This is a genomic window from Achromobacter xylosoxidans A8 (genome assembly GCF_000165835.1).
GTDB classification, from domain to species: Bacteria; Pseudomonadota; Gammaproteobacteria; order Burkholderiales; family Burkholderiaceae_B; genus Achromobacter; species Achromobacter xylosoxidans_B.
Map to the genome: position 1 here is coordinate 5053410 of NC_014640.1, position 24306 is coordinate 5077715.

A 24306-nucleotide genomic window follows, 5' to 3' on the forward strand; every position below is an offset into this window, starting at 1 on the left:
TCCGATGACGTCCAATACTCAGGCGGCGCCGGCTCCGCGACAACGCCCCGGGATGAGTGTATTCGAGCGCTACCTCACGCTTTGGGTCTTCCTTTGCATCGTGTTGGGCGTAACGCTGGGCCAGCTCATGCCGTCGTTGTTCCAGACGATTGGACGCCTGGAAATCGCCCAGGTAAACCTGCCAGTTGGAATCCTGATTTGGGTGATGATCATTCCGATGCTGCTCAAGGTGGACTTCGGTGCACTAGGCCAGGTCAAGCAGCATTGGCGCGGCATCGGCGTGACGCTCTTCATCAACTGGGCCGTCAAGCCTTTCTCGATGGCCTTCCTGGGGTGGCTTTTCATCCGCCAAATTTTCTCCCCTTGGTTGCCCTCCGACCAATTGGATAGCTACATCGCCGGCCTGATTCTCCTGGCCGCGGCGCCGTGTACTGCCATGGTCTTCGTCTGGAGCCGGTTGACCGGTGGCGATCCGGTCTTCACGCTGTCCCAGGTGGCTCTGAACGACACAATCATGGTGTTCGCCTTCGCGCCCGTGGTTGGACTATTGCTGGGTCTATCGGCCATCACCGTTCCGTGGGACACGCTCTTGGTGTCAGTCGGTCTGTACATCGTGATTCCGGTCATTCTCGCCCAGCTCTGGCGCCGCGCACTGCTTCGCCGCGGCCAAATGGCGTTTGAAGCGGCGCTGGAGCGAATCGGGCCGTTCTCGATGGCGGCGCTGCTCCTGACGCTGGTACTGTTGTTCGCATTCCAGGGCGAAGCCATCATCGGCCAACCTCTGGTGATCGCAATGTTGGCCGTGCCGATCCTCATCCAGGTGTTCTTCAACTCGGGCTTGGCGTACTGGCTCAACCGCCGCGTTGGAGAGAAGCACAACATTGCGTGCCCATCTGCGCTGATCGGTGCATCCAACTTCTTTGAGCTTGCCGTCGCCGCCGCGATCAGCCTGTTCGGATTCCAGTCTGGCGCTGCCCTGGCTACTGTCGTGGGCGTGCCTATTGAGGTGCCCGTGATGTTGCTGGTCGTGCGGATCGTCAATCAGAGCAAAGGCTGGTACGACGCCGGCGCCAAGCGGAACTGATTCGTGCCCGGCGCCCCGATTCGAGTAGTCGGCACACTGGGAACCGCTCAGACCCTAGCCTGGGCGTCGTCCTACTACTTGCCCGCGATGTTGGCAGCTCCGATAGCCCGCGACTTGGGCGTACCTGCGCCCACGGTATACGCGGCCTTTTCGCTCGCCATGGTCGCATCAGCGTTGGTAGGTCCCTGGGCAGGACAAGTGATCGATCGTCGCGGCGGGAGAATCGTCCTGGTCAGCACGAGTTTGCTGTTTGCGTCGGGGCTGGGAATGCTTGCCGCCGCTCAAGAGGTGTGGACAATGGTTGCCGCCTGGCTCGTTATCGGGGTGGCGATGGGATCCGGACTCTACGAAGCGGCCTTCTCCAGCCTGGTGCGCCTATATGGTCATCATGCCCGCGGCGCCATCACCGGGATTACGCTGATTGCTGGGTTCGCCAGCACTGTGGGTTGGCCGCTTTCTGCCTGGATGGAAGCCCAGTTTGGTTGGCGCGGCGCTTGCCTGGGGTGGGCAGGTTTGCATCTATTGGTCGGCCTGCCTCTGAATGCCTGGCTCCCTAGGGCGGCAGCTGTCTCGAAGGCAGAAATCCCAAGTGCCTCCAACAACGCACACGTCCAGTCGTCCCCACCTTCTTCCGAGCCGAAACAGCAGGTGTACGCCACGGCCCTCCTTGCCTTCGTCTTCGCAGCAACGTGGTTTATCAGCACTGCGATGGCAACGCATTTGCCGCGAATGCTGGAAGCCACAGGCGCGACGCTCACAGCTGCGGTGGCGGTCGGCGCGCTAATCGGTCCCGCACAGGTGGCTGGACGCCTGCTTGAGTTTGGATTCCTGCGCCAGGTTCATCCGTTGTTGTCGGCCCGGCTGGCGGCGCTTGCGCATCCCGCCGGCGTTGCGGTGCTGCTGACCGGCGGCCCCGCGATGGCCCCGGTACTCGCCATTCTGCACGGGGCTGGCAACGGCATTCTGACCATTGCCAAGGGCACATTGCCCCTGGCGTTGTTCGGCCCTCAGGGCTATGGCGCTCGCCAGGGCTGGTTAATGATGCCGGCGCGAGTCGCGCAAGCGGCTGCCCCGTTTCTCTTCGGCCTTGCCTTGGACTCCTGGGGGGCCAACGCGCTGTGGCTATCCGGTGGCATTGGCTTGGCCGCATTCGGCGCGCTTGTGGTGTTGAGAGCGCGGCCCACGGCCAATTGAAATTCTAGTTTTGTATCAACAGAGAGATGTCATGAGTTCCATCACGATCTATCACAACCCTGCTTGCGGGACATCCCGTAATGTCCTCGGGCTGATCCGAAACAGCGGCGAAGAACCGACAATCATCGAATATCTGAAAACTCCGCCCAACGCTGAAACGCTGAAGGCCCTGATCGCCGCTATGGGCATACCGGCGCGCGACGTGCTGCGGAAAAAGGGAACTCCCTACGACGAATTGGAGTTGTCGGATCCGAAATGGACTGAGGAACAGTTGATCGACTTTATGCTCCAGTACCCGATCCTGATCAATCGTCCCATCGTGGTGACGCCACTGGGCACTCGCCTGTGCCGGCCGTCGGAAGCAGTCCTGGACATTCTGCCCCAGGCCCAACGTGGTGCCTTCAACAAGGAAGACGGCGAGCCTCTGATCGACTCGGAGGGCAATCGTGTCTAAGGTTCTCGCCGATTTGCCCAACGTTGACCCGTCCCTGTTCGCACAACCGAGCACGGCCGAGTTGTTCTCGCCCGCGCGCGCTACTCATGCGCCTCGCTTCTTGCTGCTATACGGGTCATTGCGCGCGCGCTCGTACAGCCGCTTGGTCGCCGAAGAGGCCGCACGCCTGCTCCAGGCCCTAGGTGGCGAAACCCGACTGTTCAACCCCTCCGGGCTGCCGCTGGTCGATGATGCCGACGAAGACCATCCGAAGGTCCGGGAGCTTCACGAAATGGTTCAATGGGCGGAAGGCATGCTGTGGAGTTCGCCAGAGCGGCACGGCGCGATGACCGGACTAATGAAGACGCAGATCGATTGGATCCCTCTGTCGGTTGGCGCCGTGCGCCCGACCCAAGGCAAGACCCTGGCGGTCACGCAGGTCTCCGGCGGATCACAGTCCTTCAACGCGGTGAACCAAATGCGCGTCCTGGGGCGTTGGATGCGCATGCTGACCATCCCGAATCAGTCGTCGGTTGCCAAGGCCTACCAGGAGTTCGATGATGCCGGTCGGATGAAGCCCTCACCCTACTATGACCGTCTCGTCGACGTCGTTGAGGAACTCATGAAGTTCACTCTGCTCACACGCGATGTCGCGCCATATTTGGTCGACCGCTATAGTGAGCGCAGAGAATCTGCCACTGCGCTGTCCGCACGGACGAGGCAGCAATCGATATAGCCCTCGAGGCTCCAACGCTCAAAACTGCGCTGTCTCGCGGGCTGAAGGAATGCCCGCTTTGGGTCGGAAGCCGTCATTTGTGAACGGCAGCTTCCGCCCCATATCTGCCGTTCGAGACTCCGCGTCGGACGACCGCTCCTGGCCGATAGCAGACCGATTCCGACGCCCGCTTTTTCCATGACTGCCATTTGACGGCCATTCGTCAGCATTCGCTATGTGGTCGAATCAGTTCTCCACCGCAAGCCAATCAATGCACCGTCGGGATTGAAGGCGGCCACAGCCAAAGCAGCGTTCTATGGGACATGGGAGTTCGGGTGGTCAGAAGCTGCTGAAAACCGGAGCGAATCTGATCGCTCCGAGTTCGCGCTCAGCTTGTGGACACGCTGGTGATTGGCACGCTATCCTCGATAGATGAAAGCAAAAAAATCGCGCCCGGAGTCTGAAATCTTCGCGGATCTGCGCTCACTATGCGTCAAGCCGGGATACATCCACACCCTGGCATTTCTTTGCTTTCGGGACAACATCATCCAGTACGCGGGGGAGATGAAGGAAGCGGACATGCGCCGCATGTTCGAGCCGTCCCGGCTGATTCGGACGGAGATCAACACGCTGTTTGGCCTCATGGTGAAAGCGGAGGTCGACTGGTCGCTACCGTCACCTCTTGTGCAACAGGAGTACCTGAACGCGAGCGAGTCGCTGCTCGAAGAGTTGCATCACGCCTTATCCGGCGTCTGGCTGCAAGGTCTTACCGCGGCAGCTGTCGGAAACCAATTGGTCAATCCTTTCGAGCAGGCCGAAGCGCTGCGGGAGCCAATCTTCTACGGAGGGGAATCAGCCTACAACTTCCAATACTTGGAGCTCGCCGCCAAGCGGTACGCCGCCGATGCGGAGTGGTTGCAGGAGCACCGCGGTTATTCGATCGCAGAAGCCGCTACAGTGACGAGAGCTGTCGAGCGCGTGCATGCTGCCAAATTCGTCTCTCTCCGAGAGAGGATGCGAAAGCTGCCTCCAGATCAATGGACGATGTTGCCGTTCTTCTCGGTTTCGGTAGCCGAGGTCAGCGCTGAAGCGAGGGTGCAGCCTGAAAAGGTCGAACGGATTCTAGGTTCGTTCGCCTTGCCGACCGGCGAGCGCAATGCCGGCTTCAACGCCCTTAATGACTTCAACGTCGTGACAGCTACGCCGTTGCTGCTCACGCCAAATGACGAGTTCGTCTCGTTGCAGATTTACTCGTTGGCTGAGGCCCTATATGACGCGCCGTTTTACTGGATGGCGCAGGACAAGGCCTATTTGCCGACGCTCGCGAGGAATCGCGGTGCCTTCACCGAGGACTTTGTCGCCGAACGCCTTCGCCTGGTGTTCGGCGTAGAAAGCGTATTTCCCAACGTAAACCTTTACCGAGGCAAGGACAAGATTGGTGAGATTGATGTGCTTGTGGTCTGGGGCAATCGGGCAGTGGTCGTTCAGTCCAAGGCCAAGCGGCTGACCCTCGACGCTCGCAAGGGCAACGACCAGGTGATTCGGGCGGACTTCAAGAAGAGTGTCCAGGACGCATATGATCAGGCCGTCCTTTGCGCCAAGCATCTCGACGATGGCGACCATCGCCTACAGGCCCTCGACGGGCGAGAGGTGCCACTGCCGAGCATTTTTAAGGAAATCTATCTCGCCTGCGTGGTCAGCGACCACTATCCGGCCTTGAGTTTCCAGGCTCGTCAGTTTCTCAAAACCGTGGCGGTCCCTCGCGTTCAAGCGCCACTTGTTTGCGACGTCTTCACAGTCGACGCGATGTCGGAGATGCTGCGGTCGCCATTGCATTTTCTCTCCTACCTCAACCGGCGGGTCAACTACGGTGAAAAGCTGCTCGCGTCGCATGAGCTCACCATCCTCGCATACCACCTGAAATACAACCTGTGGCTGGACCCAGAGGTGGGGATGATGCATCTGCACGACGACTTCTCTGCAGGACTCGATATTGCCATGGGTGTGCGACGTGCCGGGTTGGAAGGTGCGGCAACGCCTGATGGAATTCTTACCCGCTTCGATGCGACGACATGCGGGCGCATCGTCAAGGACTTAGAGGCTCGGCCGGAGGCGGCCATCATCGATCTAGGATTTCTCCTGCTTAGCCTCAGCGAGAACACGGTCAAGACAATCAGTCGGGCGATAGACCGTATCTGCGCCTTGGCGAGGACCGACCATCGTCATCACGATTTGACATTGGCGTTTGGCACGGCGGAGGGCGGCCTGACCATCCACTGCAATGAAGATCCAACCCCCGTTGCCCTTTACCGACTGCAATCGTACTGTGAGCGCCGGAAGTATAAGGAGGCGGCTCCACGTTGGTTCGGGCTGTGCATGGATCCGAAGTCGACCAAGGTTCGGTTTGGTATGTCCCTCTCGCATCCTTGGGTCAAGAGTGACGAAATGGACGAGGCAACAAAAGACATGCAGTCGCCCCAGCCGGCTCAGTCAACACTGGAATCTCTGGTGAGCGGCAAGGCCGTTCGCAAGAAGGTTGGGCGCAATGACCCATGCCCGTGCGGTAGTGGCGTGAAGCACAAGAAGTGCTGTCTCGCTTAGGCCACCTGGCAAGGTTGGCTGTGTCGGGTGTCAAGGAGTGGTCGAACTCGGACTCCCCGTCTGGCTTGACCGCAGGCCGGATGTTCATGCCGCAAAGCGCCAACGCATGGCTGCTTTCGCTCAGAAGAAGTTACTTACGGGGATAGTTTCAAGGACCGCTTCTGGCCGAGAACGGACATAGTCGAGGCCAAGCAAGTCGCCGGCCGACATGCCGCATGGATCGGACGGCGCCGTCAAAAAGGCGAACTTTGACATAAAAATCAGCAGTTCAAGAGTGTCGCTTATCAAAAAGGCGAACTTCCAGCTCTCAACAAATCGCCGCGCCTCCTACGATCCGAAAGGCGAACTTTATTCCTGCTGCTCAAACCCTGAGAAGCAGGAATAAAGTTCGCCTTTTTGGTTGAAGTTCGCCTTTTGGCAATGGCGGGCAACACCGGCTATCTTGCGGACATCTTCTTTTCTTCTGTGCAGATGAATGGCCTGCAGGTTGAAGAAAGGCGAACTTCGCGATAAGCGCGATTAAATTAGCGCAACAGTCTTAGCCCGCACATTCGGCGCATGCCCGTACGGGCATTGGGGGGGACCCGAACGTCTCGAGGCACTCCGCTATGAATTGGGAGTTATAAGAGAAGAGAACCGTGCCTTGCATGGAAGGCTCGGAGGCCCCTGTGGTCAGCGACCGCTTTCGAATGCAGTCATGCGTTGGCGCTTTGCGGCATGAACATCCGGCCTGCGGTCAAGCCAGACGCCATTTATTCAGGCAACGCGCTCATAAGCTGTTCCTCAAGATGGGAGACAGCATGGTCGATTTTCGGTAACAACTCATCGACTTTTCCGTAGCCCATTCGCCTTCTATGCGTTAGTACGTCCATGGCCATACGGTCCACACTGCGCCAATACTGTGCGGTCTGAAGCTCTGTCTCGCGAGAGAACGCTAGAGCTTTCGTTCTTAAGCCTTCACTCGGAACCGAATGGATGTCCCTTGAAATCCGGTAGAGTTTGACGTCGTTGGTTCCCACCCAATTATCTATCGCAAACTCGGCATTCCCTATCTTAAGCGTAGCCCCGAGATCCTCGGAAAGATTAGCTCCGCTAAGCCAATGCAAGTCCATGGCTCCGTTGAAAGCGAACTGTTTGCACTTGCTCACGCTGCCCTGCGACTTCGTGAAGTTCTCTTTTATGTCCTTTCTCCTCATGCGCACGCGTTCGGGAAGCCGATTTATTTCGTTGTCGGACAGATGCCAGAATGCGTACTTCGCAATTTCAAGCTCAAACGAGCTAACAATGTCGAGCATTCCGATGATGCCGTGGAGATAGGCCGCAAACTTATCCAGGGGATCTAAGGATGGGAAGTTTCGATTTATGTTCTGCATATGCAGGAGAGCGACATATGCCATTCCGTACGTGCATCTAGCTCCCTCACCGAGCTCGCGGAACTCAACCGTTCTTTCGGTAGACGTCTCGTCGTATGCCCTATGAGTTGCCTCTATGTCGTCCTTGTGCCCCGGCCAGAACGCAGCACAAAATCGCTCGTACGCAAATTTGGCACCGCTAACCCGAGGGTCCGGCATTTCATTAAGGCCAATTGCTGTTAGCGCAACTGGCGCGCTTTGCAGGATCTGAACGAGAGGTAGAAGCCCAACCTTTTCGGTATCCGCCAGGTTAGGGTCAGTGGGCAACGCCTCCATCCTCTGAAGCGAGCAATTGTCGAGGTTAATTTGAGCCACACGGCCCATCCTCAACAGACTGGCTGCGTACTCCGGGGTGAGAACACGATGGACCTCTTCCGCGTGGCGGCAAGGCTTTATAAAGCGAATATCTCTATTTTCTGTCAATGAGGCGCCCCTTGAGACGATGTAATTCATGGGAAAAACGCAATGTGTGTCCCGATCGGGCCTTCCGAGCTGAAGGCAGCTACCGAAGCGACGACTAGAGCGCGGGGCACGACTGGTTAGAATATGACAGGCAACCTTGTCTTGGTTGTATTGAAAAGCCATCGTGGGGGCTAGCACGCGCGGCCGCGTCATGGTTTGCCGGCGGACAGGTCGATTACGACGACGTCGATCAGCGCGCGGCGCGCTTCAGGGATACGCTGCATTAGCATGGTCCGCATAGCATCTGCTGTCGTCGGCGCGGTAAGTCCATCGGGGTGCGCCTTCAGCCGCCGTCGCGTTGCCGACGGCACATCACCGAACCACAATATGCAGTAAACGCCGCGTTACTCAGAGCGCCAGACGATCAGATACTGCATGTCGAGTTGGCCGGTCGCGGCATCCCAAACCTCGGCATGCCACTGGCCTTTGACCTCAACCGGCAACTGCATCGTCCCACGCGCAAACGCCAAATCCGCGCGCTTGGTCCGCGGCACGTCTGCCTCGGTGATCCTCCTGAATCAGCTAAGGAGGCTTCATTGTCTACAGCGTATACGCGAAACAAACATCGGAGAGACCAGCATTTTCTTGGTGAATTGGTCCGTTTGGCCATGCTATGTATCTAAGAACACCCACAGCCTAGTCATGAAGACGGTTGCCCCCGAGTCGCGTTCCGCAATCTTGATGCGCCTTTTTGACTACTGCCATCGTCGTACGCTGAAGCTCAGCATGACAGCTCGGACTGCCGTTCCTGCATGCTTGAATGCTTCAAATGGCAGCACTTCCCAGGAGCCGCTGGCGGCCAAGACCATTGGCCGCAAATATGGCATCGCCGGCAAAGGCGCGTAAAATTCCGAAATCTGGTAACGATTCTCAATTCAGTTCTTTACCTCCATGTCCGGACCGAACACCCTGTCAGCCTTCCAGAGTCTGTACGCCCAGCATCACGGCTGGCTGCGAACCTGGCTGCTGCGTCGGCTGAAATGCCGCTTCCGCGCCGAGGACATCGCGCACGACGCGTTCCTGCGCCTGCTGCGCCGCGGCGGCCTGGACACGGTGGAGCAGCCCCGCGCCCTGCTGGCGACCACCGCCAACAGGCTGGTGATCGACGAACATCGTCGCCGGGAAGTCGAGCAGGCCTATCTGTCGCTGCAGGCTGAATGCTGCGCCACGCATGCGTCGCCTTCGGCCGAACAGGTCGCCATGGCGGTCGAGGCGCTGACCGCCGTCACCGGCGCCATCGAACGCCTGCCCGCCAAGGCCGGCCAGGCCTTCCTCATGAGCCTGTATGACGGCATGTCCCACCGCGACATCGGACTGGCGCTGCGCGTGTCGGAGCGCTCGGTGAAGCTGTATCTCGCGCAGGCCCTGCTCGCCTGCCATGACGTGCTGGCCGAAGCCGCGCCCGCGCATGGCGATGCCTGAGGCCCACGACGGCCCCGCAGGCGGCCCGCCGGCGCTGCCGCGCGCCGCGCTCGAGGAGGCGGCCCATTGGCACAGCGTCATGGACGGCCGGCCCACCCCCGACGAAACCCGGGAATTCGAACGATGGCGCGCCGCCAGCCCGGACCACGAGCGGGCCTGGCAGCGCATGCGGGAATTGTGGAGTCTGTTGTCGGCGCCCGCGGCGCAGGCGCCCCCACACAAGCTGGGCGGACTGGTTCACGACGCCGCAGCCAGGCGGCGCAAGCGGCGGCGGACGGCGGCCTCGGGAGTGGCCCTGGGCGCAGCGCTGCTGGCCGCAGCCTGGTGGGCGGGCCAGACCCAGTTGCCCTGGCTTGCGGCCGACCTGCGCAACGGCATAGGCGAACGCCGCACGGTCGAACTCAGCGACGGCAGCCGCGTCACCTTGAACACCGACAGCGCCATCGACGTCGCCTATACGGCGACCGAACGCCGCATCGTGCTGCGCCAGGGCGAGATCCTGGCTGAAGTCGCGCACGGCGACTCCGGGCGTCCATTCGTGGTGGACACCCGCGACGGCACCGCCACGGCGCTGGGCACGCGCTATGTGGTCCGCCTGATGCCGGACGCCACGCGCGTGACGGTGACGGAATCCCGAGTAAGGGTCTGCCCCGCCCAGCCCGGCTCCCCCTGCCGCGACGCAGACGCCGGACAGGCGTTGGAGATCCGTCCGGCGTCGGTCGAATCCATCCCGCCCGCCAGCCGCGATCCCGCGGCCTGGGCCCAGGGCCGTTACGCGGTGATCGATACGCCGCTGCCGCAGGTGCTGGCCGAACTGGCACGCTACCGGCGCGGGCTGCTGCTCTATGACGCGCAGGCGCTGGCGGACCTGCGCGTTTCCGCCGTACTGCCGCTGCAGGGCGACGAAGCCTACGCTGCGCTCCAGGAAAGCCTGCCCATCCGGGTTCGCAGCTATGGCCCGTGGATACTGCGCGTCGAACGGCGCTAAGAAATTTGTAACCGGCGTTTCCCTTGCGCGCGTCCGGCGCGTCATCCCTTCCATGCACAACCCAGCATGGAGCATTGCGGTGTACTCGAGAACTTTCAGCAAATCCCTCGCCGGCCTGGCCCTGGCCTTGCACGCCCTGGCTGCGCCCGCCCACGCCGCCGGCGGCCCGCCGATACCGCCTGGCCCCCTGGACGAAGCGCTGAACGCCTATGCCCGGCAGCAGGGACTGGTGATTTCCTATGACGCCTCGCTCACGCGGGGCCTGCGCAGTCCCGGCCTGCAGGCACCCGCCGGCACGGATGCGGACCTGTCCGCGCTGCTGGGTGGCACCGGGCTACAGGCCCGTCGCAACGCCGAAGGACGCATCCAGCTCGTGAAAGCGCCCGCCGCCTCCGCCGTGGAACTGGCGCCTATCACGGTAAGCGGCGCCCGGGAATCGGCCTTCGGGCCGGTGGACGGCGTCGTGGCGACTCGCAGCGCGTCGGGATCCAAGACCGATACCGACCTGCTGGAAACGCCGCAGACGATCAACGTGATCAGCCGCTCGGAGATGGACCGACGGCCGGTGCGCAGCACGGCGGAAGCGCTGGCCTACACGCCAGGCGTCAACGCAGCCTGGGCGGGCTATGACGTGCGCTTTGACGTCATCCAGCTGCGCGGCTTCAACGCTAACTATGCCACTTACCAGGACGGACTGCGCAGCGCCACCGGCGAATACGTAATTCCGCGCTTGAATCCCTATGGCGCCGAACGCATCGAAGTGCTGAAGGGGCCGGCCTCGGTGCTGTACGGCCAGAACACGCCGGGCGGCCTGGTTAATTTCGTCACCAAGACTCCGCCAGACACACGCCAGGGCGAGATCCAGCTGGAAGCAGGCAACAATGACCACAAACAGGGCGCCTTCGACCTGGGCGGCCCGCTGAACGAAGACGCCACGCTGCGCTATCGCCTGACCGGCCTGTACCGCGACTCGGGCGCTTCGCTGGATCATGTGGACGAAACCAACCGGTACTTCGCCCCGGCCTTCACTTGGACGCCCAACGCGGACACCAGTTTCACGCTCCGCCTGCAGTACCAGCGTGACCGCGTCGACGGTTGGACGGGCTATTTCCTGCCCGCCGAAGGCACGCTCTACGGCAATCCGAACGGTCGTCTGAAGCGTTCGCGCTTTCCTGGCGAACCGGGCGTGGACCGCTGGGACGTGGAACAGCGCGCCGTCGGCTACCGGCTGGACCACCGACTGAACTCCACCTGGAAGCTCAGCCAGAATCTGCGCTACGCCGAGATCGACTTCGATGCGCGCAACAGCTTCCTCAACGGTTTTCTGGACAATGACAAGCGACTCATCGACCGCAGCTACGTGGGCTGGAAAGAGCAGGTCTACGCTTTCACGGTGGACAACCAGGTCCAGGCCGAATTCGACACCGGCGCCCTGTCGCACACCGTACTGGCCGGGCTGGATCTTCGCCGCATGAACAACGGCTACCGCTTCTACATGGGCAGCCTGGGTCCGCTGGACCTGTACCGTCCGGTCTACGGCCAGCGGCCGCAGGACATCGCCGAATACACCAATACTCGCACGCACACGACGCAAGTCGGCTACTACCTGCAGGACCAGGTCCGCGCGGGCCAGTGGGTCTTCACCGGCGGCGCGCGCTATGACCGGGCCTGGTCCGACAAGCAAGGCGTAAACTTCGGGTCCGACGCCGCCGGCAGTCAGAGTGACACGGCATGGACCGGCCGCGCCGGGCTCGTCTACCTGGCGCGCAACGGCCTGGCGCCCTATATCAGCTACTCGACCTCGTTCGACCCGGCCACCGGCGCCACCCGCTCCGGCTCGCCGTTCAAACCCACCGAAGGAGAGCAGTACGAGGCTGGTATCAAATACGAGCCGCCCGGCCATAAGGCCTTCGTCACCCTGTCGGCGTTTCAGCTCACCCAGAAGAACGTCATCGCCGCGGATCCCTCCGACCCGGCCTTCAACGTGCAGACCGGCGAAGTGCGCGTGCGCGGCGTCGAACTGGAAGGCAAAGCGGAATTGGGCGACGGGTGGACGCTGATCGCCTCCTATGCCTACAGCCACGGCAAGGTGACCCGCAACACGCCGGACTACACCGGCGTCAATACCGAGGGCAATGCCGTGCCCAACCTCCCCCGCCACCAGGCCGCGCTCTGGGCCGACCACAGCTTCGGCGGAGCCGCGCGCGGCCTGACCGCTGGCATGGGCGTGCGCTACCGGGGCAGCACCTATGGCGACCCCTACAACGAACTCGGGATGAAACCGGTCACGCTGGTCGATGCGCGCCTCTCCTACGACCTGGGCGCCCTCGATCCCTCGCTCAAGGGCCTTGCCTTCGCGCTGTCGGCGACCAATCTGTTCGACCGCCGCTACGTAGCCAGCTGCGGCAGCACCACCGCGTGCTACTGGGGCCAGGAACGTCAGGTGTACGGCACGGTCAGCTATCGCTGGTAGGCCGCATCGGACGGCGCGTCCGGCCCCCTCGCCGGCGCGCCGTCGCCCAACGGAGCGCGCGTTCGCCCCGCCCGCAATCCCTACGCCCTTGCGTGATGCCGTGCTTTTGTATTAAAGTTGAAAACCATTCTCATTTACATCAAGACACGAGGAAGCGTGGTGGGCACTGATTCGGGCGTACAGCAGCAATTTCATTTGCTGTACCGCGATCATCATTCCTGGCTTTTTGGCTGGCTACGCAGACGCATGGGTTGCACCCATCACGCGGCAGATCTCGCTCACGACACGTTTGAGCGCTTGCTGGCCTCGCGCGACGCACTGCTGGGCCAGCCGCTGGGGCTGCAAGAGCCGCGTGCCTACCTGACCACCACCGCCAAACGCCTGCTCATCGACCGGGCGCGCCGCGAGCTGCTCGAACGGACTTACCTGGCCGAGCTCGAACGGCTGGCTCCGGAACTGGCTCAGCACCCCTCGCCCGAGCAATTGCTTATCGCCATGCAGGCGTTGGAACAGATTTGCCAAGCGCTGGAAGGCGTATCCGCCAAGGCCCGCGCAGCCTTCCTGCTGCACTACCTTGAAGGCCACACGCACGCCTACGTCGCCGGGCAACTGAAGGTCTCGACCAAGATGGTGCAGAAGTACCTGGTCCAGGTGCTGTTGCATTGCCATCAAGGGCCTACCTGAACCGTGGCTGCGCCCTCGCCCGCCTCTGTAGCCGCACAGGCCGCGCAATGGATCGTCCAGCTTTCCTGCGACGACGCCGCGCAACGGCGCGCGGCGAGGCAGGCCTTTGACGCCTGGAAGGCGGCAGACCCGCTCCATGCCACGGCCGCGGAACGCATGGAGGGCCTATTGGGCCAAGTAGACGCGATCCGCGTCGGCGGCGTGGGTGAACCGGGCAGCGCCGCCCTGGCCGCCGTGCTCAATGCGCGCGGCAAGCGCAGCCGCATCAAGAAATACGCCGCCGCCGCCCTGCTGGGCTGCGTCCTGGCCGCGCCCGCATGGCTGACGTTGCAAGCCTATCCCCCCTCCTGGCTGATGGCCGACCTGCGGACCGCCACCGGCCAATGGAGGACGCAGGTATTGGACGATGGCACTCGCATCAGCATCAACAGTGGCACTGCCGTCAATCTCCGCTACGACTCCCGGCTCCGGGCTTTGGAACTGGTCCAGGGCGAGATTCTGGTCGAGGTCGCCAAAGATGCCACGCGCCCCTTCCTGATCGAAACCCGGGACGGAACCATGCGCGCCCTGGGCACGAAGTTCGTCGTCAGCCGCGAGGACGGCGCAACGCGATTGAGCGTGCTGGAATCGCGCGTATCGGTCCAGACCGACGCGCAACGCCGCGGCGGATCGCGCGACGCCACCGTGGTTGAAGCCGGCCAGGCCGTGCGGATCCGACCAAACGGCCTGGATCCAGTGACGGAGATCGACAGCGGCCAGATCGAAGATGGCTGGAAGCAGCACCGGCTGTTCATACACGATCGTCCGCTCGCCGAGGTGCTCGATACCCTGGCGCGCCATCGCAGCGGCCTGATTCAGTACGACGCCCAGGCGCTAGCCAGCATCCGCATTTCGGCGGTGCTGCCTCTCGATGACACGGATCGCGCCATGCAACTGCTGGCCGCCAATTTGCCGACGCTGCGCGTGCGCAGCTTCACTCCCTATTTCCTGCGCGTGGACGTGACGCCGGGAGACTGAACCGGGCTGTTCCGGACCCTCAGGCACGCGAATTTTTTTGGACAGCAGGTTCCACTTCCGAATTCTCGTTCGTCAAACCAAAAGACATCACGAACAGGAATTCCCGATATGGCCCTGCCCCGCATCACCGCGCACCCCGCTTCTTCCCGCCAGCCCTACCTGCTCCGCCACCTGCCGCTGGCCGTCGCCCTGGCGCTCGCCGCCCTGCATCCGCATGCTGCGCGGGCCCAGGCCGCAATAGGCATGGCCGTCACCCAATACGACATCCCGGCCGGTCCGCTGGCCCCGGCGCTGAACCGTTATGCGCAGTTGTCCGGCGCGGACATCGTGGTCGACACGCGCAATCTGCAAGGCCTGACGACCCAGGGGCTGCAGGGCAGCCACACCGTTGCCGGCGGCTTCGACATCCTGCTGCGCGGCACCGGCTACAGCGCCAGGCAGACCCCCGCCGGCTACGTCATCGAGCCCGAACCTCGCGCCAGCGCCGTTACGCTGGAAGCCGTGCGCGTGGACGGCGACGCCTGGCGCAACGCTACCACCGAAGAAACGGGCTCCTATGCCGCGCGCGCGGTCACGATCACCAAGGGCGCCCAGACCCTGCGTGAAATACCCCAGTCGGTGTCGGTGATGACCCGGCAGCAAATGGACGACCAGGGCTTGACCACGATCGCCGACGCCATGGGCTATGTAACGGGCCTGACGGCCTCCGACTATGAAGACACCGAGAAATTCAATGCGCGCGGGTTCGGCACCAGCGCGCAATACGACGGTCTGCCTCAGCAGGCAGCCAGCACCAACATGGATCTCGCCATCTACGACCGCATCGAGATCCTGCGAGGCCCCACCGGCCTGCTGACCGGGACGGGCGAACCTGGCGGAGCCATCAACTACGTGCGCAAGCGTCCGCGCGCCGAGAGCCATTTTTCCGCCTCCGTGTCCGGCGGCTCCTGGGACCAGTACCGTCTGGAGGCCGACGGCGGGGGTCCGCTCAATGAATCGGGCACGCTGCGCGGCCGCCTCGTCGGCGCCTACAAGGACGAAAACAAATTCTATGACTGGGGACGTTCGGAACCGCGCACCTTTTACGGTGTGCTGGAATACGACCTCGCGCCGCGCACAACGATCGGCCTGACCGCCACCTATAACGATCGCCGCTTCCGCAACTTCAACGGCCTTCCCCTTTACTCGGATGGCAGCGTGCCGGATCGCGACGCGTATGTCGGCCCGTCGAAAATGTCGGACATGTCGACCTATGACGCCGGGGCCGATCTGACACATCGATGGAGCAATGGCTGGGAATTCAAGGCGGCCTATCTGCATCGCGACACGCGCTATCGCGGCTATTCGGCGTTTACCGGTAGCCGTATCGATATCGACACCGGCCTGGCCTCCGGCATGTCGGTCGGGCGCATCGCGAACGACTTCAAGTGGGATCAAGGCGACGTTCACGTGTCGGGGCCCGTCTCCCTGTTTGGACAGGAGCACACGCTCACGCTGGGCTACAACTACGCGCGCTCTGACGAAACGACCGGAAGCCGATTCAGCTACATCGAGAACGTCGCGCCGCTGACCGATCACGACTTCGATCAGGAATACGCGCTGCCGGTGATCAATCGCAACAACGCCACCACCACGCAATCGGGCATCTACGCCTCGGGACGATTCAAGCTGGCCGACCCGCTGAGCCTGATCCTGGGAGGCCGCTGGACGGATTACCGCCAGAAAAGCCGCCCCGTGTCTCCGCAGACCGGAGACTGGGAATACAGCGCAGCCAATACCAAGGACGAATTCACGCCGTTCGGCGGCATTGTGCTGGACCTGAACCAACAGGTCTCGGTCTACGCCAGCTATACGGACATCTTCGTGCCCCAGAGCGAGCAGGACTACACGGGGCAAACGCTCAAGCCGCGCAAGGGTTGGCAAACCGAAGCCGGCGTCAAAGGCGAGTTCTTCGATGGCCGCTTGAATGCGTCGCTGGCGATGTTCCGGATCCGCGACCAGAACCGCGCCATTACCGACCCGGACCACATCGGCTGCGGTGGCACGCCCACCGGTTCGTGCTCGCGCGCGGCCGGCCTGGTGCAAAGCCAGGGTTGGGAAGCGGAAATCAGCGGCAGCCCCTTGCCGGGCTGGGACATAGCCGCCGGCTATACGTTCACCAACGCGAAATTCCTGCGTGACGCCGACGCCACCAACGTGGGCCAGCGCTTCGCTGCCGACGTCCTGCCCAAGCACCTCTTCAAACTTTGGACGCAATACCGGTTCCAACCCAGCGATTTCAACGGCGCGCTGAACGGCTGGCGCGTCGGCATGGGCTTGCAGGCGCAAAGCGATGTCTACACCTCATCCATGCGCCAGGGCGGCTACGCGGTTGTCTCCGCTCGCCTGGGCTACCAGATCAACAAGCAATGGGACGCCGCGCTTTCGATCAACAACCTTTTCGACCGGGAGTACCTGCGCACGCCGGGCTACGACATTTTCTACAACCTCTATGGCGCGCCACGCAGCGCCATCCTGACGCTGCGCTACACGATGTAGCGTCTGATAAATATCCGCAGTCTCGCGCCGCGGTCTCCTGCGGACTGAGCGACGCAGACTCCGCCGCGCGGATCCGCGAGCTGCGCGCGTATCCCACGATAGAAGACAGGGGCCGGGGCGCGGCAATAGGCGTTCCGTAAGTAAAGCTAGGCGCCTGGCGCCGGCCCAGTGCCAATTCCAGCAAAGGCGAAAACCATCAGTTCGCCTTCGTCTAATCGATTAGCCAACATACTCAGCCAAATTTCACCCGACCTCAAGATACTCGAGAAAGAACTCAGTTCCGTGTCGTGCCACAGGGCACGGGGTCGAGAGCGGCCAGACACGATTGGCGCCTTCCGCGACGGAGTTGCCGTTCGAATGTCGATGCGGCGCCAATCGCGAAGGTGGGGCGCTGGCCGAGAACGGACATAGTCTAGGCAAAGCAAGTCCGCGGCCGATACTCTGCACCCATCAAAAAGGCGAACTCTGAGATAAAAATCAGCGCCCCGAAAATGCTACTTCCCGAAAAGGCGAACTTTGCAATAAACGCGATTAAATCAGCGCGACAGTCCAAGCCGGCAGCTTTGGGGCATGCCCGTACGGGCATTGGGAAAGAGACACGGGCGTCTCGAGCACTCGGCCATAAGTTGGGAGTCGCCGATGTGCGACGAACCGCCCCCTCGGTCCCCAATACACCATCTGCGGAGCCGCATTGACCGGCGCAGCTCCTTTGACCTAAGCTACTGTCGCCGCCCTAGAGAAATCCCTCCCGGATAGAATGCCGGTGACATGACTAGGTTTGAATAGCCCCGAACCGTTCGGGGCTATTTCTTTTCCCGCCCAAGAAATTGGCCGGAGGGATCCCCGCAGGATGACTGTCTTCGGCCAAGAGAAGCCAAATCGATCATAAGTCGCAGAGCAATCGAAATCTTCACACTGGCATGTGTCGAGAAACCGGATTCAATTGCGTGGTATAGGGCGATCTGCTGTTTTAAAACGGCAAGCGGCGGCTGTGGGGGGTAGGCATAGCCTGCGAAGCGTTCACCTACCTCGAGCCCTGCTGAATTGTGAGGCCGATAAGTGCCTCGAAAAGCTCTTGCTGCCCCGCGGGCAGTACGGGCTGCAGCGTGGCACGTCGCTTTTTGATGTCGAACAAAGACTCGACCATCCACCCCACCAAATAGAGCGCCGCAAGGCAGCCTCCAGCCGTCGCGACGCTTCCTTCGCATACCAAGGGCTGATCCACTGGCTCCAGTCCTAGAGCTTGCAGGCCTCCTCGTGCATCCGGGTGCGTGGTGGAACGACCACTGGAAAGCAGTCCAAGTCGCTCAAGGATGAAGGCGCCGGCACAAATGGAGCCAATAAGCTGTCGTGTGGGATCGAGCTGGAAAGATGATAGAAAATCCGGATCAGCAAGCGCAGCCGGTATGCCCAGCTTGCCGCTGGAGAACAACACTGCATCGGCCTGATTGGCCTCAGAGAGAGCGCCGTGCGCCGAAACGGACAGGCCATGCGCCGATCGCACGATGGAACTAGATGCCAAGATGCGCACGTTCCAGTCCTTAGTGTTGCGCCCCAAGATGTCCCACATTAGGAAGAGGTCGATGTCGGTGAATTGGTCGAACGTGACCAGGGCAATTTCTTTCAAGGCGAACTCCAGGAGAAGGGCCGCTGTGCGACATGCCGCGGCGGTCTGTGCTAGTGTTCGCAGCGTATCAATCTAGATCGCACCATACACAGTCTGTATGGCGCAGACATATGAGCAAACTGACTCGCAATCATTGGGTTGCGGCTGGCCTTGAGGCCCTCGACCAAGAAGGGCACACCGGCGTCTCAGCCGAAAGTATCGCTCGGCGATTGAACGTCACCCGTGGATCGTTCTATCACCACTTTCACAATCGTGAAGAGTTCGTGCGTACATTACTTGGCAAGTGGGAAGAGGACTATACGACGCGGATGCTTGCGTATGCCGCGCAGGGACGCAGCGCCAGCGAAACCCTGACGCGCTATTTGCGCATCGCCGCCGAGAAGCAACCGGGCAGGGAAGTCGCCATCCGAGCGTGGGCGTTAATCGACCCGTTGGTGGCCGAGTTTCAACGGCGAGTCGACGCAACTCGTCTGGCTTTTGCCGTGAGAACATGCAGTCGATGGGTGCGCACGCCTGGCCATGCAGAAATAGTCGGCCAAGCAGCTCACCTATGCTTGATCGGTGGCCAGCAGACAGGGCTGCGACGTGACGCCGGTCACTTCAATGGGCTAATGCAGCATGCGTTCACCCTCATCAAAGGCACACTTGCATCGCGTGCCTGAGGCCTAAGTGCTGCCTTAGCGCATGGCCGTGATGAGTTCTGGTTATCGCGCAGCAAGCGTATAGAGCTCGTTACTCAGCAGAAGTCTCCGAATCGTTGACCAGATCTCGCTCGCAATGATGTCAACAACCGTCTCCAGGGCCTCTTTGCTTGATTGGGCCGCACTCAAACGCTTAGAGCGTGTTAAGACCCTTGCCGGAGCGCGGCTATCGTAGAGGGATGTCGAAGCGACGCCCGCAATCATGGCCCAACCAAGCATGCCATTCATGGCTCTGTTCCCCCCTGGGACGGGGGCCATACACTGGCCAGCTTCAGCAGTGCTTCTTCTTATCAGGTGCCTCCATGACAGATCGTATCGACTACACCCAGGCCTCTCCGGAAGGCTACAAGAGCCTTACCAACGCCTATCTCTACCTGCAGCGTTGCGGCTTGCCGACAGAACTGGTTGACCTGGTGTATCTGCGTGTATCCCTGATCAATGGTTGCGCCTATTGCATCGACATGCATGCGCGTGAGTTGCGCGCCCGCGGCGTTGCGGATGACAAGCTTGCTCTGCTGCCCACCTGGCGCGAAGCTGGTCCGCTCTACACCGCGCAAGAGCGCGCCGCGCTGGCCTGGGCGGAAAGGCTGACGCTGGTAGCGCAGGCCGGCGTGGCCGATGCGGACTATGACGCCGTCGCGGCCGTGTTCAATGCGCGCGAAATTGCCGACTTATCCTACGCCGTCTGCCTGATCAACAGTTTCAATCGCCTAGCGATCGCGTTTCACAGGACGCCGCAGGCCGTCGCAGCACTCCAGGTCTAGGGCGTTTCAAGACACCTTGCAGGAGCGCGACTGCCGTAGCGAGGGGCAATGGTGGACGAACTGCTGCTGGCGCAGCAGCGCCAGGGCCAGCCTAGTGCTGCGACCCTTGACGGGCGCGCGCCGCAGTCGACTTGCGAGAACAGCCCGCGAGCAGGCTATAACAGCTACAAGCTCTATGGCTTGTCTCGACCGTCAAAGCCGAAAGACGGACTTCAAAAAAAAGCGAACTTTATTCCCGCTACTCAAACCCGGAGTGGCGGGAACAAAGTTCGCCTTTTGCGTTGAGGTTCGCCTTTTGGCTTTGGCGGGCAAAACCAGCTGACACCAATCAACGTAAAATGTCAGGCTTCCAGCCTCCAAATGCTTCCCTTATGAACCTCGAACGACTCCGCCGCGAATTTCCTGACTTCGACATAACCACCCTCCCGCCCCTACCCGAAGGGTATTTCGACTCGTCGAGCTACATCGACGCAGCTCCTTCATTCGAGAACAAGGAGCGCGGCTTGAAGGTGTATGTCGACTACGCCAACTATGCCGACCGCGAATCCGGCAGAAGCCAGCGCTTCTGCGTTTCGCGCTACGACGAGGAAGCCGGCGACTTCGAAGACGTCGCCCTGTCGACCAACGACTGGGCCGAAGTCACGCGCTTCCTGACCGCCTGAATGCCCTCGCGGGGGCGATTGATGTTCGCTCCGATCGTCGGATGATCGACCCCGCGACCGTTCCTGGCCGATAACGGACATAGCCCAGGACAAGCAAGTCGCCGGTCGAGATGCTGCGCGGTCAAGACGGCGCCCTTTGGCGGGCAAGACCAGGCTGGCAGGTCAGCTGCAGCCGAGTCTATCGGCGGTATGCCGATGAACAATTGCAGTTGCGTAGCGAGGCTTGGCGCCAGGACTACAATGACGCTCGGCCTCACATGGCTTTGAAAGATCTAACACCGGGCGAATTCGCCCGGAAATACTGCCTCCGACAACAGGTCGGGGGCTCATGGCAGCCCGATCACTAGCATCGACGCGGATCAGTCCGCGAGTATTTAGTGAAGCTGCTGAAGCAGCGTTTTGAGGAAATGATGAATTTCTGGGTCCCTGTAGTCTTCGGTACGTTCAAGCTCCTCGTGTTGGGTACGGGCATGTTTCTCGCCATCAAGTCTCACTACGATGGAGAAAAAAAGGAGAAGAAGGAGAAGGAGCAGGAGATGAAGGCTCCGTAGTGGACGTAGGCTCCCGCCTCAGGCAGGCGCCAACCGACGGAGTCTCCATGAGTCGGAGACTCCCTTGAAGAAAAGCAGATTTGCAGAGCGTCGGCCGGTCACCATCGCCCACTCTAGAAAGCCATCCTGAAGCCCGCGGTAGCGGTGACGATATAGCTGCCGGAGAAATCCGCGTCGGCTTCGACCTGGCCGTAGATGGCGTAGCGCTCCCCCCAACCAAAATTTGCCCCCGCTCCGATGCTGCCCCAGGTTCGCGCCATGCGACTGGCCGCCGGCACGCCGGCGACGCGGACACTGGTTCCGTCCAGGAACTCATGCTTCACGTTGACGACGCCGTAGACGCTGGATTCCCGCTTCGCGCCGGCCGTTTGCCAATTTCTCTTGTAGTCCAGCGCGATGCCGAAACGGCCCAGCAGGCTGTCGCCCTTGTCGCTTTCGACGCGCGCGCCGAATTTGTCGTTGAAGCTGTCGAAGCGGGTCGATACGTATGTCAGTTGCGCCTGCGGGATCAGGGCCAGCTCCTCTGACAATCCGAAAGCCTTGCCCGCTTCGATACCCAAGCCATAGCTCTGGGCCTTCTGGCCGCCCTTCAATTTGCCGGCCAGCCCTGAGTTCAGGTCGCTGTCGAACCAGGTCGCCTGAGCCTGGGTGTCGATATACAGGCCATTCTTGCCGTACCAGGTCAGTGTCGGCGTCAGGCCATAGGAAGTGGTGTCGATCGTGCCGTTGCCGTAGACCGACGACACCCGCGAGTCGGCCTTGCCATAGTGAAAGGCCAGGCCGCCCACCAGACGGGATCCCTCTTCTTTACCGGCCAGGATGCGGTCAACGCCGAATTGCGCCTTCCAGCTATCGACGTTCTGACGCGCGCCGGTGGTGGACGCCGCAGGATCGAGCCGTCCTGTCGTGCCCTCGACGCGACTCCATACGCCATTGCGGCCGGCGTCCGCCGGATCATAGAGGCGATTGCCGACCCGCTGGCGCAGGGTAGGCAGCTGGCTCAGGTGGAGCAGCGTATTGGCATAGGCCTCGTAGACCGGCACGCCGGGCTGATAGAGCAAGGGCGGTTCGGCGCCCGGCGAACCGCCACCGGGCGAGGGAGTGCCCGGATTGGTCGGGGTGGTGCCTGGATCGGTCGGGGTCGTACCCGGATCCGTCGGGGTGGTACCAGGATCCGTCGGGGTAGTGACTGGATTGGTCAGGGACGATCGCAAGTACCAGCCGCCGTCGGCTGGGTCCTGTTGCAGCACATAGCCATAGGCGCCGGCGACCAGAGCCGGACGCCCCCCGATGACGTAGTCGCCGTTGGCCAGATCGAATTTTCCCGCCGACAGGCCGTAGACCTGCACGACTTGTATGCCGCGTTGGGTCTGCGCGCCAGCGCCTCCCATGTTCTTCACCGTGACCGGCGTCGAGCCAGCGCTGTCGCCGGTGATCACCAGCTTGTCCGTCGGCGAGTCGTCGGCGCCAAGCTGTGTGCGGATTTCCAGGTTGCCGCCCTGCGCCGCATAGTCGCCGGCGATCGTGAGGGTGCCGAAACCGCTGCGCGGACCCGGCGCGATCGTACCCCGGTTAACCGTCGCGCCCACGCGTCCCGTGCCGGTCAATCGCGCGGCCGCAAGCACGGTCACCGGCCCGCCGAGGATGCCATCCACCTGCAGCGTTCCAGCCTGAACATCGGTATTGCCGGTGAACGCCGCGCTGTTGCCCGACAAGGTCAGCGTGCCCGCGCCCAGCTTATTCAAGCGTGACGTCCCTGAGAACGCGGTCGTGACGCCCACTTCGTGGCCGTTGGTATCAAACCCGGCGCCGCCACTGCCCACCGCCTGCGTGGAGAAGCCTTTCAGGAAGTTGGCCTCATTGCGATTGGCGCGCAGGATGCCGCCGTCCAGGTTGAAAGTGGCGTTGCCCGCGCCCTTGATCACCGAGCCGGTCTCCAGCACGCCGCGGCCGCTGGCATCGCCGGTCAGGTTCAGCGTGCCGGTGGCGGAGGCCGCAACGGTAAGCCATGTATCGGCGGCGGCAATGGCCTTCCCACCCTTTTCGATGGTCAACGTTCCCGTGCCTGCCGAGCCGATTTCGATGCGGTCGCTTGCCGCGAGCGTCGAAACGTCGGCCGTTGCGCTCGACACCGTCACCGTGCCAACGCCGTCCACGCCCCTGCCAATGTAGACCGTTGCCGCGGCGCCTGGCGCTGTCGACCCGACCGTGCTGACGCTGGCGCCATCCTGGACGTGGAGCTCGCCCTTTCCGTCGAGCCCCACGTAGATGTTGTTTAGCGGGTCCCAGACCGTTGCCGCGCCCGACACCGTGGCGCTGCCCTCGCTGCCGACTTCCCAGCCGAGGATCGCCTGGCCGCTGTGCACGGCGCCGCCATGGTCGATCCGCAGCGAGCCCTGGCCGCGCCCGCCGATCACGAACGCATTGCCCGTGGAGAGATTCCAGGTGGACCCCGGCCCGGAAACGAGAACGTTCCCGACGCCGCCGGTCTCGAAGCCGATGCTGGCCGAATCGCTTTGCGCCGAGCCCCCGTCCCGGATCGTCACTGTGCCGCTGGCGCCGGTGTCGAGGCCGAGTTGCACTGAACCGAGGCTGGTCCAGGTGGAAGCGACGCCATTGCCGTCACGGCCCGACACCGTCACGGCGCCTATGCCGCCATTGAAGTTTCCAATGTATGCCAAGTCATTGACCACGGAACCGCCCGCATCGATGACCAACTCCCCGGCGAGGGTATCTCCGACGGTCAGATCGCCGCCGACAGTCCAATGCGGCGTCTGGACCGGCCCAGGATCGATCTGGCCGGAACTGGAGACCGATTGGGCATTTGCGGGATAGGCGAAGTTCGCCGCGTAGAAAACGAGGACAGCCGACTTCAACCATCCCGTGCGTAGGCAATACCTGGCCACCATGACACATCCTTTTTAAGTAGACGCAACCTCCTGGCGATACGGCATGCGGCAGGGTTTTCTTAATAGGTG

The 24306-nt window shown here is 61.9% G+C and carries 20 protein-coding genes and 1 pseudogene; 18 read left to right on the forward strand and 3 right to left on the reverse strand.

Annotation, left to right across the window (positions count from 1 at the left end):
* Positions 1-4 precede the first annotated feature (4 nt).
* The 5 genes from arsB (at position 5) to AXYL_RS23480 (ending at position 6027) form a co-directional block, all read left to right on the forward strand.
* On the forward strand, positions 5-1084 hold the full coding sequence (arsB, locus tag AXYL_RS23460) for an ACR3 family arsenite efflux transporter (RefSeq protein WP_013395358.1): 1080 nt from the start codon (positions 5-7) through the stop codon (positions 1082-1084).
* Between the two features lie 3 nt (positions 1085-1087).
* Positions 1088-2278 carry an MFS transporter gene (locus AXYL_RS23465; protein ID WP_013395359.1) on the forward strand — a complete coding sequence of 397 codons (1191 nt, stop codon included), beginning with the start codon at positions 1088-1090 and terminating at the stop codon, positions 2276-2278.
* A gap of 31 nt (positions 2279-2309) precedes the next feature.
* Positions 2310-2732 (forward strand): arsenate reductase (glutaredoxin), encoded by a 423-nt coding sequence (arsC, locus tag AXYL_RS23470; protein WP_013395360.1) that lies wholly within the window; start codon positions 2310-2312, stop codon positions 2730-2732.
* Positions 2725-3447 (forward strand): arsenical resistance protein ArsH, encoded by a 723-nt coding sequence (gene arsH / locus AXYL_RS23475; RefSeq protein ID WP_013395361.1) that lies wholly within the window; start codon positions 2725-2727, stop codon positions 3445-3447. Before arsC ends, arsH begins: the two co-directional genes overlap by 8 nt.
* Before the next feature lie 411 nt (positions 3448-3858).
* A complete protein-coding gene (locus AXYL_RS23480; RefSeq protein WP_013395362.1) occupies positions 3859-6027 on the forward strand; it encodes a nuclease-related domain-containing protein in 2169 nt (722 codons plus the stop codon).
* Between the two features lie 752 nt (positions 6028-6779).
* Here the strand turns inward: AXYL_RS23480 and AXYL_RS23485 are convergent.
* Entirely contained in the window at positions 6780-7892 is a 1113-nt protein-coding gene (locus AXYL_RS23485; RefSeq protein WP_148260629.1) for a hypothetical protein, read from the reverse strand.
* 651 nt (positions 7893-8543) lie between these two features.
* Between AXYL_RS23485 and AXYL_RS34930 the strand changes: the two genes are divergently transcribed.
* From AXYL_RS34930 to AXYL_RS23515, 7 genes are all read left to right on the forward strand, one after another.
* Positions 8544-8747 carry a hypothetical protein gene (locus tag AXYL_RS34930; RefSeq protein WP_148260630.1) on the forward strand — a complete coding sequence of 68 codons (204 nt, stop codon included), beginning with the start codon at positions 8544-8546 and terminating at the stop codon, positions 8745-8747.
* Between the two features lie 45 nt (positions 8748-8792).
* Complete coding sequence (locus AXYL_RS23490) at positions 8793-9323, forward strand: sigma-70 family RNA polymerase sigma factor (RefSeq protein ID WP_013395366.1); 531 nt, start codon at positions 8793-8795, stop codon at positions 9321-9323.
* Complete coding sequence (locus AXYL_RS23495; RefSeq protein WP_049797854.1) at positions 9310-10311, forward strand: FecR family protein; 1002 nt, start codon at positions 9310-9312, stop codon at positions 10309-10311. Before AXYL_RS23490 ends, AXYL_RS23495 begins: the two co-directional genes overlap by 14 nt.
* Positions 10312-10390: 79 nt before the next feature.
* On the forward strand, positions 10391-12784 hold the full coding sequence (locus AXYL_RS23500; protein ID WP_013395368.1) for a TonB-dependent siderophore receptor: 2394 nt from the start codon (positions 10391-10393) through the stop codon (positions 12782-12784).
* A gap of 246 nt (positions 12785-13030) precedes the next feature.
* Positions 13031-13468 (forward strand): sigma-70 family RNA polymerase sigma factor, encoded by a 438-nt coding sequence (locus AXYL_RS23505; RefSeq protein WP_237709931.1) that lies wholly within the window; start codon positions 13031-13033, stop codon positions 13466-13468.
* Positions 13469-13471: 3 nt separating this feature from the next.
* Complete coding sequence (locus AXYL_RS23510; protein WP_013395370.1) at positions 13472-14485, forward strand: FecR family protein; 1014 nt, start codon at positions 13472-13474, stop codon at positions 14483-14485.
* Positions 14486-14593: 108 nt separating this feature from the next.
* Positions 14594-17023, forward strand: coding sequence for a TonB-dependent siderophore receptor (locus AXYL_RS23515; RefSeq protein ID WP_013395371.1), 2430 nt, complete (start codon positions 14594-14596; stop codon positions 17021-17023).
* Positions 17024-18047: 1024 nt separating this feature from the next.
* Here the strand turns inward: AXYL_RS23515 and AXYL_RS23520 are convergent.
* Positions 18048-18650 (reverse strand): DJ-1/PfpI family protein, encoded by a 603-nt coding sequence (locus tag AXYL_RS23520; RefSeq protein WP_013395372.1) that lies wholly within the window; start codon positions 18648-18650, stop codon positions 18048-18050.
* Positions 18651-18760: 110 nt separating this feature from the next.
* Between AXYL_RS23520 and AXYL_RS34460 the strand changes: the two genes are divergently transcribed.
* The 6 genes and pseudogenes from AXYL_RS34460 to AXYL_RS35095 all read left to right on the forward strand — a co-directional run bounded on the left by AXYL_RS34460 (position 18761) and on the right by AXYL_RS35095 (position 21328).
* The gene (locus tag AXYL_RS34460) at positions 18761-19312 is read left to right on the forward strand and encodes a TetR/AcrR family transcriptional regulator (RefSeq protein WP_013395373.1); all 552 of its coding nucleotides are present in this window, start codon (positions 18761-18763) and stop codon (positions 19310-19312) included.
* 341 nt (positions 19313-19653) lie between these two features.
* The gene (locus AXYL_RS23530) at positions 19654-20115 is read left to right on the forward strand and encodes a carboxymuconolactone decarboxylase family protein (protein WP_013395374.1); all 462 of its coding nucleotides are present in this window, start codon (positions 19654-19656) and stop codon (positions 20113-20115) included.
* A 48-nt stretch (positions 20116-20163) separates the two neighbouring features.
* On the forward strand, positions 20164-20400 hold the full coding sequence (locus tag AXYL_RS35475) for a hypothetical protein (RefSeq protein WP_085947813.1): 237 nt from the start codon (positions 20164-20166) through the stop codon (positions 20398-20400).
* 86 nt (positions 20401-20486) lie between these two features.
* Positions 20487-20777 carry a hypothetical protein gene (locus AXYL_RS23535; protein WP_013395375.1) on the forward strand — a complete coding sequence of 97 codons (291 nt, stop codon included), beginning with the start codon at positions 20487-20489 and terminating at the stop codon, positions 20775-20777.
* Between the two features lie 218 nt (positions 20778-20995).
* Positions 20996-21124, forward strand: a pseudogene (locus tag AXYL_RS34465) (integrase core domain-containing protein); the annotation flags it as partial.
* 30 nt (positions 21125-21154) lie between these two features.
* On the forward strand, positions 21155-21328 hold the full coding sequence (locus AXYL_RS35095) for a hypothetical protein (protein ID WP_158307669.1): 174 nt from the start codon (positions 21155-21157) through the stop codon (positions 21326-21328).
* Between the two features lie 113 nt (positions 21329-21441).
* On the opposite strand, the gene AXYL_RS23540 is transcribed toward AXYL_RS35095, so the two are convergent.
* Complete coding sequence (locus AXYL_RS23540) at positions 21442-24237, reverse strand: autotransporter outer membrane beta-barrel domain-containing protein (protein ID WP_013395377.1); 2796 nt, start codon at positions 24235-24237, stop codon at positions 21442-21444.
* Positions 24238-24306 lie beyond the last annotated feature (69 nt).